16 protein-coding genes are annotated in these 17,292 nt (G+C 69.9%); 12 read left to right on the top strand and 4 right to left on the bottom strand.

Annotation, left to right across the window (positions count from 1 at the left end):
• Positions 1-72: 72 nt before the first annotated feature.
• A complete protein-coding gene (locus tag M3190_RS00655) occupies positions 73-1,455 on the top strand; it encodes an MFS transporter (RefSeq protein ID WP_251577307.1) in 1,383 nt (460 codons plus the stop codon).
• Complete coding sequence (locus M3190_RS00650) at positions 1,452-2,198, top strand: 3-hydroxybutyrate dehydrogenase (RefSeq protein ID WP_251577305.1); 747 nt, start codon at positions 1,452-1,454, stop codon at positions 2,196-2,198. The genes M3190_RS00655 and M3190_RS00650 overlap by 4 nt, the downstream gene beginning before the upstream one ends.
• A 15-nt stretch (positions 2,199-2,213) precedes the next feature.
• Here M3190_RS00650 and M3190_RS00645 read toward each other — a convergent pair whose 3' ends face one another.
• Positions 2,214-3,332 (bottom strand): hypothetical protein, encoded by a 1,119-nt coding sequence (locus tag M3190_RS00645; RefSeq protein ID WP_251577303.1) that lies wholly within the window; start codon positions 3,330-3,332, stop codon positions 2,214-2,216.
• A gap of 114 nt (positions 3,333-3,446) precedes the next feature.
• Positions 3,447-3,911: a VOC family protein gene (locus tag M3190_RS00640; protein WP_251577301.1), complete on the bottom strand. Its 465-nt coding sequence runs from the start codon at positions 3,909-3,911 to the stop codon at positions 3,447-3,449.
• A 96-nt stretch (positions 3,912-4,007) separates the two neighbouring features.
• On the opposite strand from M3190_RS00640, the gene M3190_RS00635 reads away from it, so the two are divergent.
• The 5 genes from M3190_RS00635 to rplI all read left to right on the top strand — a co-directional run bounded on the left by M3190_RS00635 (position 4,008) and on the right by rplI (position 6,729).
• Positions 4,008-4,955, top strand: a complete 948-nt coding sequence (locus tag M3190_RS00635; protein ID WP_251577299.1) for a helix-turn-helix transcriptional regulator — start codon at positions 4,008-4,010, stop codon at positions 4,953-4,955.
• A 112-nt stretch (positions 4,956-5,067) separates the two neighbouring features.
• Positions 5,068-5,433, top strand: coding sequence for a 30S ribosomal protein S6 (gene rpsF, locus M3190_RS00630; protein WP_308222226.1), 366 nt, complete (start codon positions 5,068-5,070; stop codon positions 5,431-5,433).
• Positions 5,434-5,438: 5 nt separating this feature from the next.
• Complete coding sequence (locus M3190_RS00625) at positions 5,439-5,957, top strand: single-stranded DNA-binding protein (RefSeq protein ID WP_251577297.1); 519 nt, start codon at positions 5,439-5,441, stop codon at positions 5,955-5,957.
• Positions 5,958-6,010: 53 nt separating this feature from the next.
• Complete coding sequence (gene rpsR, locus M3190_RS00620) at positions 6,011-6,265, top strand: 30S ribosomal protein S18 (protein ID WP_005054609.1); 255 nt, start codon at positions 6,011-6,013, stop codon at positions 6,263-6,265.
• Positions 6,266-6,276: 11 nt separating this feature from the next.
• A complete protein-coding gene (rplI, locus tag M3190_RS00615; RefSeq protein ID WP_064002775.1) occupies positions 6,277-6,729 on the top strand; it encodes a 50S ribosomal protein L9 in 453 nt (150 codons plus the stop codon).
• Positions 6,730-7,358: 629 nt separating this feature from the next.
• On the opposite strand, the gene M3190_RS00610 is transcribed toward rplI, so the two are convergent.
• Complete coding sequence (locus M3190_RS00610) at positions 7,359-9,572, bottom strand: LPXTG cell wall anchor domain-containing protein (RefSeq protein WP_251577295.1); 2,214 nt, start codon at positions 9,570-9,572, stop codon at positions 7,359-7,361.
• Between the two features lie 96 nt (positions 9,573-9,668).
• Positions 9,669-10,958: a hypothetical protein gene (locus M3190_RS00605; RefSeq protein WP_251577293.1), complete on the bottom strand. Its 1,290-nt coding sequence runs from the start codon at positions 10,956-10,958 to the stop codon at positions 9,669-9,671.
• Positions 10,959-11,396: 438 nt separating this feature from the next.
• On the opposite strand from M3190_RS00605, the gene dnaB reads away from it, so the two are divergent.
• The 5 genes from dnaB (at position 11,397) to M3190_RS00580 (ending at position 17,260) form a co-directional block, all read left to right on the top strand.
• Entirely contained in the window at positions 11,397-12,767 is a 1,371-nt protein-coding gene (dnaB, locus tag M3190_RS00600) for a replicative DNA helicase (protein ID WP_064002773.1), read from the top strand.
• A gap of 61 nt (positions 12,768-12,828) precedes the next feature.
• Complete coding sequence (locus M3190_RS00595) at positions 12,829-13,167, top strand: ArsR/SmtB family transcription factor (RefSeq protein WP_251577291.1); 339 nt, start codon at positions 12,829-12,831, stop codon at positions 13,165-13,167.
• Entirely contained in the window at positions 13,164-13,826 is a 663-nt protein-coding gene (locus M3190_RS00590) for a cation transporter (RefSeq protein ID WP_251577289.1), read from the top strand. Before M3190_RS00595 ends, M3190_RS00590 begins: the two co-directional genes overlap by 4 nt.
• 188 nt (positions 13,827-14,014) lie before the next feature.
• Positions 14,015-15,889, top strand: a complete 1,875-nt coding sequence (locus M3190_RS00585) for a carbohydrate-binding domain-containing protein (protein WP_251577287.1) — start codon at positions 14,015-14,017, stop codon at positions 15,887-15,889.
• Positions 15,890-15,940: 51 nt separating this feature from the next.
• Entirely contained in the window at positions 15,941-17,260 is a 1,320-nt protein-coding gene (locus tag M3190_RS00580) for a S1C family serine protease (protein ID WP_251577285.1), read from the top strand.
• The last annotated feature ends 32 nt before the right edge of the window (positions 17,261-17,292 follow it).

The following is a 17,292-nucleotide window of genomic DNA, read 5'->3' as shown; positions in this document are numbered from 1 at the left end:
GGCGGACGCCACCGCGTCCCGTGTCAGAGCAGACCACCCCGGATGTCATCGACGACATCGATCGGAGAGACCATGTCAGCCCCCACCCGCGCCGCCGACCCCGCGGCATCCGCCACCCCGTCCGGCCTGCGCCGTGTCGTCGCCGCCTCGATGGCGGGCACCGTCGTCGAGTGGTACGAGTTCTTTCTGTACGCCACCGCGGCCAGCCTCGTCTTCGGCACCTACTTCTTCCCGCAGACCGGCTCATCGCTCGACGGGATCATCGCCGCCTTCGTCACCTACGCCGTCGGCTTCATCGCGCGGCCTCTCGGCGGCGTCGTCTTCGGCCAGATCGGCGACCGCTTCGGCCGCAAGCCCACGCTGCAGGCGACGATCATCATCGTCGGCGTCGCCACGTTCCTCATGGGTTGCCTCCCCGGCTTCGTCGAGATCGGCTACTGGGCGCCCGCGCTCCTGGTGGCGCTGCGCTTCCTGCAGGGCTTCGCCGTCGGCGGTGAGTGGGGCGGTGCGGTGCTCCTCGTCGCCGAGCAGAGCCCGAACCGCTCGCGCGCGTTCTGGTCGAGCTGGCCGCAGGCCGCCGTCCCCGTCGGCAACCTGCTCGCGACGCTCGTCCTGCTGATCACGTCGTGGGTCCTCAGCTCCGAGGACTTCCTCGGCTGGGGATGGCGTATCGCGTTCTGGCTGTCGGCCGTCATCGTCCTCGTCGGGTTCTACATCCGGCGTCACGTCGAGGAGGCGCCCATCTTCCTCGAGGCCAAGGCGCAGGTCGAGGCCGAGAAGGCCGTGTCCTACGGCGTCGTCGAGGTGCTGCGTCGTTACCCGGTCGGCGTGCTGCAGGCCATGGGTGTCCGCTTCGCGGAGAACATCGTCTACTACATCGTCGTCAGCTTCTCGATCGTCTACTTGAAGACCGTGCACGAGTACGACACCAGCCAGCTGCTGCTCGCGCTCCTGATCGCGCACGTCGTGCACTTCCTCGTCATCCCGCAGGTGGGACGCCTCGCCGACCGGTTCGGGCGACGGCCGGTCGCTCTGACCGGCGCGATCCTCAGCGCGACGTGGGCGTTCTTCGCCTTCCCGCTGTTCGACACCCTGAACCCCGTGCTCATCGTGCTCGCCGTGACCGTCGGCTTGACGTTCCACGCGTTCCTGTACGCACCGCAGCCCGCGATCATGGCCGAGCTGTTCCCCACCCGCATGCGGTACTCGGGCGTCTCGCTGGGCGCCCAGGTCACGGCGATCGCAGCCGGCTCGCTCGCCCCGATCCTCGCGACGCAGTGGCTGCGCGACTTCGGCTCGTGGACCCCGGTCTCGATCTACATCGCGATCGCCTGCCTCATCACCGGGACCACGATCGTCCTCATGCGCGAGACGAAGGGTGCCTCGCTGCAGGCGATCGACGACGCGGATGCCGCCCGTACAGCCGAACTGCTCCGCGAGAAGGAGCGCGCATGACCGATCTCACCGGTCGGACGGCTCTCGTCACGGGTGGCGCGAGCGGCATCGGGGCGGCGTGCGCCTCGGCGCTCGCCGCCGCCGGTGCCCGGGTGACCGTCGCGGACGTCGACGCCGACGGCGCGCAGCGGATCGCTGCCGCCGTCGGCGGTGAGGCGTGGGCCGTGGACCTGAGCGACACGGCTGCACTCGCCGACCTGCGGCTGGACGTCGACATCCTCGTCAACAACGCCGGCATCCAGCACGTGCGCCCCATCGAGGAGTTCGAGCCCGAGCGGTTCTCGTTCATGATGCGGCTCATGCTCGAGGCGCCGTTCCTCCTCATCCGCGCGGCGCTCCCCGCCATGTACGAACGCGGCTTCGGCCGCATCCTGAACATGTCGAGCGTGCACGGACTCGTGGCATCCCCTTACAAGTCGGCCTATGTCGCGGCCAAACACGGTCTCGAGGGACTGTCGAAGGCGACGGCGCTCGAGGGCGGCGCGCACGGCGTCACGAGCAACTGCATCAACCCGGGCTATGTGCGTTCGCCGCTGGTCGAGAAGCAGATCGCCGACCAGGCCAAGCTCCACGGCATCGGCGAGGACGAGGTGCTGTCGCAGGTGCTGCTGGCCGAAGCGGCGGTCAAGCGTCTCGTCGAACCGGAGGAGGTCGCCGCCCTCGCGGTCTGGCTCGCGGGATCGGATGCCGGCATGGTCAGCGGGGCGAGCTACACGATGGACGGCGGCTGGTCCGCGCGCTGACCCCGGTGCGTTCGCTCAGCGGAAGATGGCGTCGAGCAGTCCGCTCTGCATCGCGAAGACACCGAGGACGAAGAGGCCGCCGATGATGATGGCGGGCCACGAGACGCCCCCCTTGAGCCGACGTCCCTGCGGCGCGACGCCGGGCGGCGGGCGCAGCGTGCCGCGCGGCGGCGCGAACGGCAGCGAGTCCGCCGTCGCACCGGGCGCCACTGCGGGCCGCGTCAGCCGATCGTCGCGCCAGCGCTCCCACTGCGCGAGCTTGTCGAGCAGGGCGCCGACGGCCGAGAACAGCCATGCCCACGTGTTCGGGTCGAGCGTGGACAGGTCACGCTTGGCGTAGAGGAACAGCCAGTCGTCCACGATCTCGACGTCGAGCTGTGCGGCGTGGTCGATGAAGCGGGCCATGATGTCGGGCGTGAAGAGGTAGAGCGCGTCCTGCTCGTAGCCCTCGGGGCAGTAGAGGGCGAAGTGCTGGTCGAAGTCGCCCTCGAGGCTGAGCCGCTGATCCTTGTCGAACGCCTGCGGCAGATTCGACCCGAACAGTCCGTTGTTGCCCGTCGCGTCGAGGACGATGTGCGGCAGCGGCGTCGCGAGGCGGATCGCGACGTAGCCCCAGCGGTGGGTGGTCTGGTTCTTGCCCGAGCCCGTCGTGTAGCGATAATTCGCGAACTCGACGAACCGGGGGCGTTCGCCGCGCAGGATGTCGCTCGATCTGCGCGAGTGGCCGCGCGAGAAGATCATGCCCGGCAGCGGTGGAGCGGATGCCTGGGCGTACCAGGTCAGTCCGTTCGCCCGCGCGAAGCGGTCGAGCCGGTAGATCCGCTCGTGCGATCCTGCGAACCCGCGGATGATGAGGGCCACGATCCCGATCGCGAAGATCGCCACCACGACGACGAACCCGACCGCGAGCGGGTTGCGGTCGGAGCCGCTGAGGAACGCGCCGAACACCGTGGCGAAGACACTCGAGATGAAGAAGCCGACGAAGACGAACACCGCGACGGCGATGACGATGCCCCAGACGGTGCCGCCCGAGGGCAGCCGTCCGGCGGCGCGCAGCTCCTTGCGGTGCGCGGCGATGGCCGCACGCTCGACCGGCTCGGTCAGCGGCGTCGGATCGAAGGTCGATGTGCTCATCGGTTCACCTCGTCGGAGTGCATGACCGCCACGGTACCGGCCGGCGGCGCCGCCGAGCGGGACGGATGCGGCGACGCACCGGCATCCGTCCCTTCGGGCCTCAGGCCCGGTCGATCACGCCGGCTGCGGGACGCGGACGTCGACGACCCAGGTCACTCCGAACCGGTCGGTGAGCATCCCGAAGCCCGCGCTCCACGCCGAGGCGGCGAGCGGTTCGACCACGGTCGCGCCCTCGGCGAGGGCGTCCCATCGCGCGGTGACCTCGTCGAGGCTGTCGCCTTGCAGCGAGACGAAGAAGGCGCGATCGGTGAACGTCACGCCGTTCTGACGCGTGGTCGTCCCGGAGACCGCTTCCGCGCCGGCGTCCTGCCCGGGGACGTCGTACGCCATGAGGCGGAACCCGTCGGCCGCGATGAGGATGCCGAAGACGATCCTGTCCGCGCCGGGTGCGTCGGCGGGCATTCCGAGGTCGGCGTAGGTGGTCGTCATCGCCTGGCCATCGAAGACGCGGGCGTAGAACTCCAGGGCCTCGCGCGCGGTGCCGCGGAAGTTCAGGTGGGTGGTGGTGGTGAGGGTCATGATGCGTCCTCCGGTTCGGGGGTGGGTTTCGATGTGATGACCACGCTCCTCTCCGTAGAGGTCGGATCCTGTCCTCTTCTCCCGCAGGATGGAACCATGACCTCGCCGTCGCATCGGATGCTGAACCTGCTGTCGGTCCTGCAGTCGCGACGAGACTGGGGCGGTCAGGAGCTCGCCGACCGGCTCGGCGTCACCGTCCGCACCGTTCGCCGCGACGTCGACCGGTTGCGTGAGCTCGGGTATGCGATCACGGCTGCCAAGGGCCCCTACGGCGGTTACCGCCTCGCGCCGGGCGAGGAGCTGCCGCCTCTCCTGTTCGACGACGAGCAGGCCGTCGCGATCGCGGTGGCGCTGCAGTCGGCATCCGGTGTCGACATCGCGGATGCCGCCGCCCGGGCCCTGGGCACGATGCGGCAGGTCATGCCGTCGCACCTGCGTCACCGGATCGACGCCATCCGGTTCGAGACCGAAGCGCCGGCTGATCAGGCCGCGCCGGATGTGCTCGAGGCGGTGAGCGCCGCTGCGCGCCGCCGCCGCACGCTGCGCGTCGACTACGGCGCCGACGGCCGCGGTCGTCGGATCGAGCCGCATGCCGTCGTCGCGCGCGACGGGCGCTGGTACGCCGTCGCCTGGGACCTGGATGCCGAGGACTGGCGCATCCTGCGGCTCGACCGCGTGCGCCTCCGGCAGGGTGGCGGGGTCCCGTTCGAGCTGCGCGAGATCCCCAATGGCGATGCGCGTACGTACCTCGCGGCCCGATTCAAGGGTGCGTCGGACACGGATCGCTGGCCCGTCACGGCCGACCTCATCCTCTCCGTGCCCGCGCGACGGGTCGTCCCGTTCGCCGGAGACGCGGAGATCGAGGACCTGGGAGACGGACGGACGCGTGTGCAGGTGGGGTCCTGGTCGTGGGCGGGAGCGCTCGCCTGGGCGCTGCGGTTCGACGCGTCGTTCGAGGTGGTCGGGCCGCCGGAGCTGGCGGATGCGGCGGCCGCGCTCGCGGTGCGACTGACCGATTCCGCGGCAGGGCCGGGCATCCGCTAGACTGTTGTGGTTGTCCGTCTGCGCTCGCGCGCGGAATCACCGGACACGTGCATCAACCCTCCTGATGCCGGGAAACGCCCGGCATCCGTTCTAGTCCGAAGGAGGTGGGTTAGTGACGCACATCCACCAGTACGAACTCATGGTGATTCTCGACCCCGAGGTCGACGAGCGCCAGGTCGCTCCCAAGCTCGACGGGTTCCTGAAGGTCATCACCGCTGATGGTGGCTCGATCGACAACGTCGACGTGTGGGGCAAGCGCCGTCTCGCCTACGAGATCCAGAAGAAGAACGAGGGCATCTACGCCGTCGTCAACTTCACCGCCACGAGCGAGGCCACGCAGGAGCTCGACCGTCAGCTCAAGCTGAACGAGCAGATCATGCGCACCAAGGTCCTCCGCGCCGAGGAGGCGATCGCTCAGGTCGCCGCCGAGAAGGAGCGCGCCGAGGCCAAGGCCGCCCGCAAGGCTGCGAAGGCCTGACGCTCATGGCCGGCGAGACCATCATCACGGTCGTGGGTAACCTCACGGCGGACCCCGAGCTGCGCTACACGCAGAACGGCCTTCCCGTCGCGAACTTCACGATCGCATCGACGCCGCGCAGCTTCGACCGCCAGGCCAACGAGTGGAAGGACGGCGAAGCGCTGTTCATGCGCGCGTCGGTCTGGCGCGAGTTCGCTGAGCACGTCGCAGGCTCGCTCACCAAGGGCATGCGGGTCGTCGCGACCGGCCGCCTGAAGCAGCGCTCCTACCAGGACCGCGAAGGCAACAACCGCACGGCGATCGAGCTGGAGGTCGACGAGATCGGCCCCTCGCTCCGCTACGCCACTGCCCAGGTCACCCGGGCCGCCTCCAACGGCGGCGGCGGTGGCGGCGGCAGCTTCGGCGGCGGTCAGCAGTCGCGTCCGCAGGTGCAGCAGGACGAGCCCTGGGCCACGCCCGGGTCCTCGGCTCCTGACGCCTGGAGCGCGCCCGGGACGAGCTACGGCGACGACACCCCGTTCTGATTCGAATTGCGGATGCCGCGGGTCGCGGCATCCATCTCTCTTAAGGAAGACACATGGCTGGAAAGGCAACCGGCGATCGCCGCAAGCCGCGGAAGGGCGCGAAGAACGCCGCTCCCGCGAAGGCGATCCGCGTCGGCGTCATCGACTACAAGGACGTCGCGACGCTTCGCAAGTTCATCTCGGAGCGTGGGAAGATCCGCGCCCGTCGTATCACCGGAGTCTCGGTGCAGGAGCAGCGTCTGATCGCCAAGGCGATCAAGAACGCCCGTGAAATGGCTCTCCTGCCCTACGCCGGCGCTGGCCGGTAAGGAGTACCGACATGGCAAAGCTGATTCTCACGAACGAGGTCGCCGGGCTCGGTAGCGCCGGTGACGTCATCGAGGTCAAGAACGGGTACGCCCGCAACTACCTCATCCCCCAGGGCTTCGCTGTGGCCTGGACCCGCGGTGGCGAGAAGCAGGTGGCGTCGATCCGCGCCGCTCGCGAGTCCCGCGCGATCCACGACCACGAAGAGGCCGTGGCGCTCAAGAACACGCTCGAGTCCAACACGGTCAAGCTGACCGTCAAGGCCGGTGCTGAAGGTCGCCTGTTCGGTTCGGTCAAGACCGCCGACGTGGCCGACGCCGTCAAGGCCGCCGGTCTGGGTGACCTCGACAAGCGCAAGATCCACATCACCTCGCCGATCAAGGCCGTGGGCGAGCACGAGGCGACCGTTCGCCTCGGCGACGAGCTCACCGCCGTGATCACCCTGCAGGTGGTCGCCGCCAAGTAATCCTGGCGTGCGGTTCGGATGCCGCGGTCCCTTCCCTCACGGGTCGGGACCGCGGCATCCGTCGTTTCCGGGTGGTGTCGGTGTTCGCGGATGCAATGGATCGCGGCCGACACGCCGTGTCGTGGGGTGTGGATGCCGCCTGTCGCCGCACATCCATTGCATCGACGCACATCAAGGGAGGCCGCGCTTCATCGATTGGCGAGAATCCGTCGGAACCTGACGGGGACGTCACGGCTGTGTCCGCGGCCGGGGTGAACCCGGCGGACGCGATTCACCGCACCAACGGGGCGTTCGGGGCGGCGCCGCCGTTCATCCTCGGCTGACACGTCTCGGGGACGGTGGCGGCGATCGGTCCGGGAGCGACCATCTGAGAGATCGGCGATGAGGTGTTCGCGTTCCCCCGCGGGGCCGGTGCCTCTGCCGACGCACGCTGAGGGCGGATGCCGCAGGTGGGGCCTGCGGCATCCGCCTTTCGGGGGAGGTGTCCGCGGATGCGACGGATCGCGGCCGGCGCGCCGGCACTGGGGATGGGGATCCGGCGTGTCGGGCCGGATCCGTCGCATCCGCGAGGGGGATGGGTGGATGCCACGGGTGGGGGCCCGGGGCATCCACCCCTTTGGGGGAGCGGGTCAGACGGTGCGGCGACGCAGCGTGAGCATGGCTCCGGCGGCGATCAGGGTGATCGCGGCCAGGGGAAGCCACGGGGTCGCCACGCCACCGGTCTGGGCCAGTGCCTGCGGCGTCTCGCCACCGCTGGCCTGGGGGGCCATCTGAGCGGGGCTGCCACCGGGGATCTGACCGTCCGTGCCGTCACCGGGGACCGTGGGCTCGACCGGGGTGGTCGGGTCCGTCGGGTCCGTGGGGTTCACCGGGGTGGTGGGGTCCGTCGGGTCGACCGGGGTGGTCGGGTCCGTGGGGTTCACCGGGGTGGTGGGGTCCGTCGGGTCGACCGGGGTGGTCGGGTCCGTGGGGTCGACCGGGGTGGTCGGGTCGGTCGGGTCCGTGGGGTCCACCGGGGTGGTCGGGTCCGTGGGGTCCGTGGGGTCGACCGGGTCCGTGGGGTCGACCGGGTCCGTGGGGTCGGTCGGGTCGACCGGGTCCGTGGGGTCCGTGGGATCCGTCGGGGTGCCCGGGTCGGTCACCTCGCTGTCGCCGATGATCGAGACCGCGGTGTCACCGACGGTGACCGGGATGTCGACGGGAAGCACGATCTGCGTCCCGCTTCCGACACCTCCCTCGCCCGAGGTGACGGGTCCCGCCGACGTTCCGGTTCCCGGCGTGCCGGCGGAGCCGCCGCCGATCACCGAGCTGTCCCCGATGACCGAGACCGCGGTGTCGTCGACCGTGACCGGGATGCCGATCGGGGCGACGACCTGCGTGCCCGAGCCGACACCGTCGGTGCCGTCGGTGGACGGACCGCCGGTGGTTCCGGTCGCCGGGGCGGCCGGGGCTCCGGCGTCGGTGGAGTCGCTTGAGCTGTCACCGATCACCGAGACCGCCGTGTCGTCGACCGTCACGGGGACCGTGATGGGAGCGACGACCTGGGTTCCGGAGCCGATACCGTCCGAGCCGCCCGTGGTGGGGGCCGTGGAGGTGCCGCCCGAGACCGGCGCCGTGGATCCCGACGTGCTCTCGCTCGAGCTGTCGCCGATGACCGAGACGGCGGTGTCGCCGACGGTCACGGGGACCGTGATCGGAGCGACGACCTGCGTTCCGGAGCCGATGCCGTCCGAGCCGCCCGTGGTGGGGGCCGCGGAGGTGCCGCCCGAGACCGGCGCCGTGGATCCTGACGTGCTCTCACTCGAGCTGTCACCGATGACCGAGACGGCGGTGTCGTCGACGGTCACGGGGACCGTGATCGGAGCGACGACCTGCGTTCCGGAGCCGATGCCGTCCGAGCCGCCCGTCGTGGGGGCCGTGGAGGTGCCACCCGAGACCGGCGCTGTGGATCCCGACGTGCTCTCGGTCGAGCTGTCGCCGATCACCGAGACTGCCGCGTCGTCGACCGTGACCGGGATACCGATCGGGGCGACGACCTGCGTGCCGGAGCCGATGCCGTCGGTGCCGTCTGTGGACGGCGCCTCAGCGGGCTCGGTCGGCTGAGCCGGTGCGGTCGGAGCTGCGGCATCCGTCGACTCGGTCGAGCTGTCGCCGATGACCGAGACGGCGGTGTCGCCGACGGTGACCGGGGCGGTGACGGGGGCGACGACCTGCGTGCCGGAGCCGATGCCATCCGTGCCGTCGGTGGACGGTGCAGAGGCGGACTCGGCCGGCTCGGCGGGCGCTGCGGCATCCTCCGACTCGGTGGTGCTGTCGCCGACGACCGAGATCGCCGTGTCCTCGACCGTCACGGGGACGGTGATCGGGGCGACGACCTGAGTGCCGGATGCGGCGCCGTCGGTACCGTCGGTCGACGGTTCCGCGGCGGGCTCGGCCGGTTCGGCAGGCTCGGCGGGTGCCGCGGCATCCTCCGACTCGGTAGTGCTGTCGCCGACGACCGAGATCGCGGTGTCCTTCACCGTGATCGGGACGTTGACGTCGACCAGCGCCTGCGACCCGGATGCGGCGCCGTCGGCACCGCTCGTGGACGCGGACGAGGTCGTCGACGGCTTCGCCGGCTCGGCCTCGTCCTTCGACGAGCTGGACGAGTCACCGACGACCGAGACGGCGGTGTCGCCGACGGTGATCGGGACGTCGACGTTCAGGACGGCCTGGGTGCCCGAAAGCAGCCCATCCTCCCCGGACGTCGTCGGTTCTGCGGCCTGCGCGGCCGCCGCGCCGAAGAGCGTGATGCCCCCGGCCACGAGCGTGCCCAGCAGGACACGCGACAACGTGGAATTCATTTCATCTCTCCTCAGAAATCGACAGGGAATGGCGCCGTGGCGCCGGCACGCAGGGCGTGCGGATGCATGCCGCGAGCAAGCGCGGCGCGATCCCCGTCAGTCGGGAGAGACGTCGGTGTCGAAGAAGGGCGCAGGGAGGCCCTGCTCGTCGGTCGGACGGCCCCGTCGCGCCCAGGCACGGTGCGCGGCGGGGATCCCGAGCGGGAGCAGGGCGATCAGCCCGGCAGCTCCTCCGGTGGAGGTGGAAGTCAGGGAACCGGACTCCGACGCGGGCGCACTCGGCGCGGGCACGAGGGGGTCGGTGAAGACGAGCGGATGTTGCGCGACCGCAGCGGCATCAGCGGCAGGAACCTGCGCCACGGCCGCCGAGAAGAGGGTCTCGATCTGCACGGGCGTGTGCTCGCGGAGCGGGTCCGGAGTGACCGAGGAGCGCGTCGGGGCGGTGACGATCTGTGCGTCGACGGCAGGCTCGGACGGGATCGACTCACCCTCGGACGCTGCCGGCCCGGACGGGGCGGGCACGCCGGGGTGCACGTTCGAACCGGGGACCTCGACCGGGCTGAGCGGGAGATCAGGGGCGATCGGATCCACAACCGGATCGACGGCGCCGACGATTGGCGGAATCGCCGGCGAGACCGCGTCCACCACCGGGTCGGTGACGGGGCTGACGGCGTCGATCACGGGCGGGACGACGGCCTCCACCACAGGGGTGACGACGGCGTCCGTCACGGGTGCGACCACCTCGACCACCGGGTCCACGACGGCGTCGGCGACGGGCTTCAGGGCGTCCGTCACGGGCTTCACGGCGTCGGTGACGGGCGTGACGACCGGCGCGATCACGGTCTCGGTGACCGGCTTGACGACCTTGTCGGTGACGGGGGTGACGATCGGGGCGACAACGGTCTCGGTGACGGGCTTGACGACCTTGTCGGCGACGGGCTTGACGATCTTGTCCGTGACCGGCTTCACGATCTTGTCCGTGACCGGCTTGACGGCCTTGTCGGTGACGGGCTTGAAGACCTTCTCGGTGACCGGCTTGACGACCTTCTCGGTGACGGGCTTGGCGACCTTGCCGGTGGGCTTGGCGACCTTCTCGACAGTCTTGGCCGCAGGCGCGACGACGTTCGCGACGGGCTCAGCGACCTTCTGCGCCGTCGGCTTGGCGATCTTTTCGGCGACAGGCTCGACGACCTTCTCGACAACCGGGTCGGTGATCTCTCCGACCGCCTTGGACACCCCGCTCAGCAGCCCGTCCTCTGCGCGGTCGGACGCGCGTGCGTCCGATGCGGAAAGAACGGCGGCGACGGCGACCCAGAGCAGCGCCATCCCGAGACCGATCGCGGCCAGGAGACCGAAGCGCGCGAAAGCGCGGAGCGTTGTGTGCACAGGTCACCTCCACGATGGATCATCGGGACGCATGCCGAGAAGGCCGCGTCTGCGGGGTGCCTGGACCCAACAACGTACGCCGTCCCTATGAATTGCGCAAGAGATTTCTGGGGCGCGAAATCGACCCGAAAACGGCCCGCTTTCTCATTTGACAAAAGGCCGATTCTGCACATGGGGTGGGGATAACGCCCAACCTTCAAGCGGCGCTTGAGGTCGGATATCCATCCACAACCTGTGGGGAAGGAAAGTCCAGGCCAAAGATAACTTCGCGCGACCGAATCTCTTGCGATCCCCCGGTTCTCCACAGGCTCTCTGCACAGGGTGGGCGGCGTTTCCCGCATCCTGTCCACACAGTTATCCACAGGCTGGTTTGCGTGTGTCCGAACCCCTCCCTAGCGTGTGCGAGGGCCTTCCAGCGGGCCCGGAAGAGGGGCGTGCATGTCGATCGCGGATCTGTCGGACGACCGAATCGGCGGCTCCCGCGGCCCCGAGCGGACTCCGCCGCACGACATGCTCGCGGAGCAGAGCACCCTCGGCGGAATGCTCCTGTCAGGTGACGCGGTCGCCGACGTCATCGAGGCGCTCCGCGGGACCGACTTCTACGTGCCCAAGCACGAGCTGATCTTCGAGGCCGTCCTCTCCCTGTATTCGCACGGCGAGCCGACCGACGTGGTCGCCGTCACCGATGAGCTGATCAAGACGGGTGACCTCCAGCGCGCCGGTGGTGCGGACTACCTCCACTCACTGACCTCGATCGTCCCCACCGCGGCGAACGCTGCGTACTACGCGTCGATCGTCCGCGAGCGGGCCCTTCTGCGTCGCCTCGTCGAGGCCGGCACCCGGATCGTCCAGATGGGCTACAACGGCCAGGGCGAGGCGCTGGACCTCGTCAACAACGCCCAGGCAGAGATCTACTCGGTCACCGGCGCGGAGCAGTCCGAGGACTACGTCCCCCTCCAAGTCGCCGTCGACGCCGCCGTCGAGGAGATCGAGGCCGCCCGCGGTCGCGACGGTCAGATGACCGGCATCCCCACCGGGTTCGCCGGTCTCGACCAGCTCACCAACGGTCTTCACGGTGGGCAGATGATCGTCGTCGCTGCGCGACCTGCGATGGGTAAGTCCACTCTCGCGCTCGATTTCGCTCGCGCCGCCGCCATCAAGCACAACCGCCCGACGGTCTTCTTCTCGCTCGAGATGGGGCGCAGTGAGATCGCGATGCGCCTGATGAGCGCCGAGGGCTCGGTGCCGCTGCAGAGCATGCGCAAAGGCATGCTCGACAGCCGCGACTGGACGACCATCGCCTCGACCCGTGGTCGTATCAACGACGCACCCCTCTATATAGATGACAGCCCCAACATGACGCTCGTCGAGATCCGCGCGAAGTGCCGCAAGCTCAAGCAGCGCGTCGGTCTCGAGATGGTCGTGATCGACTATCTGCAGCTCATGACGAGCGGTAAGCGCGTCGAGTCGCGACAGCAGGAGGTCTCGGAGTTCTCGCGTGCGCTCAAGCTCCTCGCGAAGGAACTGCAGGTGCCGGTCATCGCGCTGTCGCAGCTGAACCGTGGTCCCGAGCAGCGTGCCGACAAGAAGCCCGCGATCAGCGACCTGCGTGAGTCGGGCTCGATCGAGCAGGATGCCGACATGGTGATCCTGCTGCACCGCGAAGCCGCCTATGAGAAGGACAGCCCTCGCGCGGGCGAGGCCGACCTCATCGTCGCCAAGCACCGTAACGGTCCGACCGATACGGTCGTCGTTGCCTTCCAGGGACATTTCTCGCGCTTCACCGACATGGCCGTCGGGATGGACTGAGCACTACCGCAGGTTCCTGTTCCGGACTCAATAGTTCAGCATCTCGTGTATCGTCGCGTTCATGCCGACGCTGACCGCGACCGCCACGCACACCGCAGCGCTTGCCCGACTCGGTCACGCCCTGTCGGACCCGACGCGAGCGGGTGTCCTCCTCGCGCTGCGCGACGCGCCGGCTTACCCGTCCGGCTTGGCTGACGCGCTCGGGGTGTCACGGCAGGTCATGTCGAATCAGCTGGCGTGCCTTCGCGGCTGCGGCCTCGTCGAGTCGGTTCCCGACGGACGGCGGACCTGGTACCGGCTGGCGGATCAGCACCTGGCGCCGGCGCTGGACGAACTGTTGCGCGTCGTGCTCTATGTCGAGCCCGGATGCTGCGCCGGCGAGAGCTGCAGCTGCGCATGAGCGCCACGCATACGCCCACCGATCACCGCCGCAACGTCCTGCGGCGCCGCATCCGATGGATCGTCTTCGCGACGATCGGCTACAACCTCGTCGAGGCGATCGTCGCGATCACGGCCGGGACGATCGCCTCCTCGGCAGCACTGGTGGGATTCGGGCTCGACTCGACCATCGAAGTGCTCTCCGCAGCCGCCGTCGCCTGGCAGTTCACCCGCCGCGACCCCGAACGCTGGGAGAAGAGCACGCTGCGCGTCATCGCAATCGCGTTCTTCGCCCTCGCCGCCTACGTCACCGCGACTTCTCTGATCGCGTTGATCTCCCGAGTCGAGGTCGAGCACTCCCCGGTGGGTATCGCGATCACCGCGCTCAGCGTGGTCATCATGCCGTTCCTCTCGCTCGCCGAACGCCGGGCGGGGAGCGAGCTCGGATCCGCCACGGCCGTCGCCGACTCCAGGCAGACGCTCATCTGCACCTATCTCTCCGGCGCCGTCCTGATCGGGCTCGTGCTCAACAGCCTGTTCGGCTGGTGGTGGGTCGACGCGATCGCCGGCCTCGTGATCGCCGTCTTCGCCCTCCGCGAGGGAGTCGAGGCATGGCGCGGGGACGCGTGCGCGACCTCGGTGGGCATGATCCTCGAAGATCCGGCGGACCCGCACCACTGAGCTTCGCGCGCCTCGTCGCGCCCGCCGCTTTCTCAAGAGCGCCTGGCGCCCGTCTTGGGAGCCGTTAAGGACTCTTCGGCTCAATGAGGGAACAACGTCGTGAGGCGGCCCTCCAGGATCACCTCCCACACGGCGATCGTCCGCAGGTTGCGTCATCACGGCGCGTCTCCCGTCGCGAAAGGAACGAGATGACTCCCTCCAGCCCCTCCCACACCCCGCGCCCCCCGAAGTGGCGGGGGTGGCTCGTCGCGATGCCGCTGGCCGCTGCCCTGACGCTGGCAGGCTGTTCGACCGTCGCCTCCGTCTCGGCATCCGGCACCTCCACGAGGCAGTCGACCGAGACCGACACCGCCCAGACCGAGACGGCCAGCCAGCTGACCGGCGCCACCGACGCGACGGCCACGGCGGCCGACGTCCGCGCGGGCAACCAAGAGAGTCATGACGCCGACGACGATGCGGAGTGGTCCGAAGCGGATGCCGTGACGATCTCGCTCGACGGCGGCACGGCGACGGCGTCCGACACGTCGGCGGTCAGCGTCGAGGACGGGCTGGTCACGATCAGCGCGGCGGGCACGTACGTCCTCAGCGGCGACTACACCGGACAGGTCGTGGTCGACAGTTCCGGCGAGGGCAAGGTCGTGCTCGTGCTCGACGGAGCGTCCATCACGACGGATGCCGGTGCCGCCATCGACGTGCAGGCCGCCGACGAAGCGGTGGCGATCCTCGCGGACGGCTCGACCAACAGCCTCAGCGACGCGTCGAGCTATACCGAGGATGCCGAGGCGAATGCCGCGCTCTACAGCGCCGCCGACCTCACCATCACCGGCACGGGTGCTCTGCAGGTGTCGGGCAACGGCAACGACGGCATCGCCTCGGCGGACGGTCTCGTGATCCAATCCGGGGCGATCACCGTCACGGCCGTGGACGACGGCATCCGCGGCAAGGACTACGTCATCGTCCGCGACGGCGACATCACCGTCGACGCGGGCGGCGACGGGATCAAGAGCGACAACGAGGAGGACACCGACCGCGGCTACGTCGACATCTCGGGCGGCACGATCGGCATCGTCTCGGGGGACGAGGGTATCGACGCGTTCACCGACGTGGTCACCACGGGCGGCGAGGTCACGATCGTCGCCGGCGGAGGAGCGGATGCCGCGAGCGACACCGCTTCGGCCAAGGGCATCGCAGCCGGCGTGATCGCGGTGCTCGAGGGCGGCACGGTCGACATCTACGCCGCCGACGACGGGGTGCACTCCGACTCGTACGTGCACCTCGCCGGAGCGGCGCTGACCCTCGCGGCCGGCGACGACGGCGTGCACGCCGAGGCGCAACTCGTGCTGTCGGCCGGCGACGTGACCATCACCGACTCGTACGAGGGCCTCGAATCCGTTTCGATCACGGTGACCGGCGGCTCGGCCGATGTCACCGCGAGCGACGACGCCGTCAACGGCTCGGCGCCCGGCGGCGGCGCATCCGAGCCCGGCACGGGGAGCACGACGGCCGAGTTCACCATGAGCGGAGGAGAGCTCGTGCTGCTCGGGGGCGGCGACGGCATCGACATCAACGGGACGTGGACGCAGACGGGCGGCACGATCGCGGCATCCGGTCCCAACGCGGGCGGCGACGGCGCGATCGACGCGGACGGCGGGATCGACGTCTCGGGCGGCGTCCTGGTCGCCGCCGGAGGCACGCCGGAGGTTCCCGAGGAGAGCTCGGAACTCGACTCGGTGCAGTTCACCTTCGACGCGGTGTCGGCGGGCACGGTGCTGACCGTCGTCGACGCGGACGGCAACGCCGTCGCGTCGTTCACGACGGTGCAGTCCACGTCCGGGTTCCTCTTCACCTCGGCCGACATCGTCGACGGCGAGTCGTACTCGCTCCTGAGCGGTGGCTCCGCGGGCGAGGCGATCGCGGGAACGTACGCGGCGGGCGGCTCCGGCGGCACCGCCGTCGCGACGGCGACAGCCGGTGAGCTGACCTCGACGATGGGCGGCGCCGGGGGCGGCGCGGGCGGCGGCATGGCCGGCGGCGGCATGGGCGGACCCGGCGGCGACCGCTGACCGCATCGACACATCGGCGAACCGACGAGATCCAGAACAGGGAGCAGAGCAATGAACATTCGCGAGGACGACACCGCGCCCGCGGGCGCCCCGGGCGGGGAGAGCGGGAGGCAGCCCGCCGCACGGCAGACGACACCAGGGTGGCGGCGCCGCGGAACACTCATCTCGTGCGGTGTGCTGGCGGCGACCCTGGTCGTGACGGTGCCGACGGTGTCGGCCGCCGTCTCGGCGGGCGCGACGACGTCCGCGACGACCGAGATCGCGGCCTCCGGGACGGTGCAGACGAACCCGAGGGGAGAGACCGAGAGCGCGCGGAGCGGCCCGTTCGCCGCCGACCCCCGAGGCTCCGCCTCGTCGGACCCGCAAGCCTCGTCGGGATCGACGACCATGACCGCGGCGACCACGGCCGACGCGGAGGAGTCGACCGGGGTCGTGATCATCGAGACGGAGATCGACTACGGGTCATCCGCCGCGGCCGGCACGGGTCTGGTGCTCAGTTCCGACGGACTCGTGCTCACCAACAACCACGTCGTCGAGGGTGCCACCGAGATCTCCGTGACGGTCGCCGACACCGGTGAGACCTACACGGCGACCCTCGTCGGGATGGATGACGAGGACGACGTGGCGCTCCTGCAGCTCGAGGGCGTCGCAGGCCTCGACACGGTCACGGTCGACGACGACGCCGAGACGGTCGGCGATGCCGTGACCGCCGTGGGCAACGCCGACGGCGGCGGTGTGCTGATGGCGGCCGACGGATCGATCACCGCGCTCGAGGCGAGCGTCACGACGTCGGAGACGCAGGGCTCGGCATCCGAGACCCTCGACGGCATGATCGAGATCGTGGCCGACGTCGTCTCGGGCGACTCCGGCGGCGCGCTCCTCGACGCTGAGGGCGAGGTGATCGGCGTCACGACGGTTGCATCGACGGGGAGCGCGACCACCGTCGCCTACGCGATCCCGATCGAGGACGCGCTCGACATCGTGGAGCTGATCCTCGACGGCGACGAGTCGGACGGCGTCACGATCGGCTACCCCGCGTTCCTCGGCGTGCAGATGGCGGATGCCGCCGCGTCCGCGGCCGGCTACGGACCGCGCGGCGGGTTCGGCCCCGGGACCTCCGACCCGCGGAGCTCGGACGTCACCGGCGCCACGATCGCCGGAGTGATCGAGGGAACACCCGCGGCCGAGGCGGGACTCGCCGCGGGCGACACGATCACCGCGATCGACGGCGAGGCGGTCACCGATACGACCGACCTCTCCGACGCGCTCGCCGACGAGGACCCGGGCGACACCGTCACGATCGAATGGGTCGACAGCGCGGGATCGTCGCACTCGGCATCCGTCACCCTCATCGAGGGACCGGTGGGGTGAGGCACGGTTCCGGGGAACCCTCCTGTCGCCTA

It is taken from the genome of Microbacterium oleivorans (assembly GCF_023715745.1).
GTDB lineage: Bacteria > Actinomycetota > Actinomycetes > Actinomycetales > Microbacteriaceae > Microbacterium > Microbacterium oleivorans_D.
The sequence above is the reverse complement of the archived record's forward strand: the minus strand, read 5'-3'. Positions and strand labels throughout refer to the sequence as shown.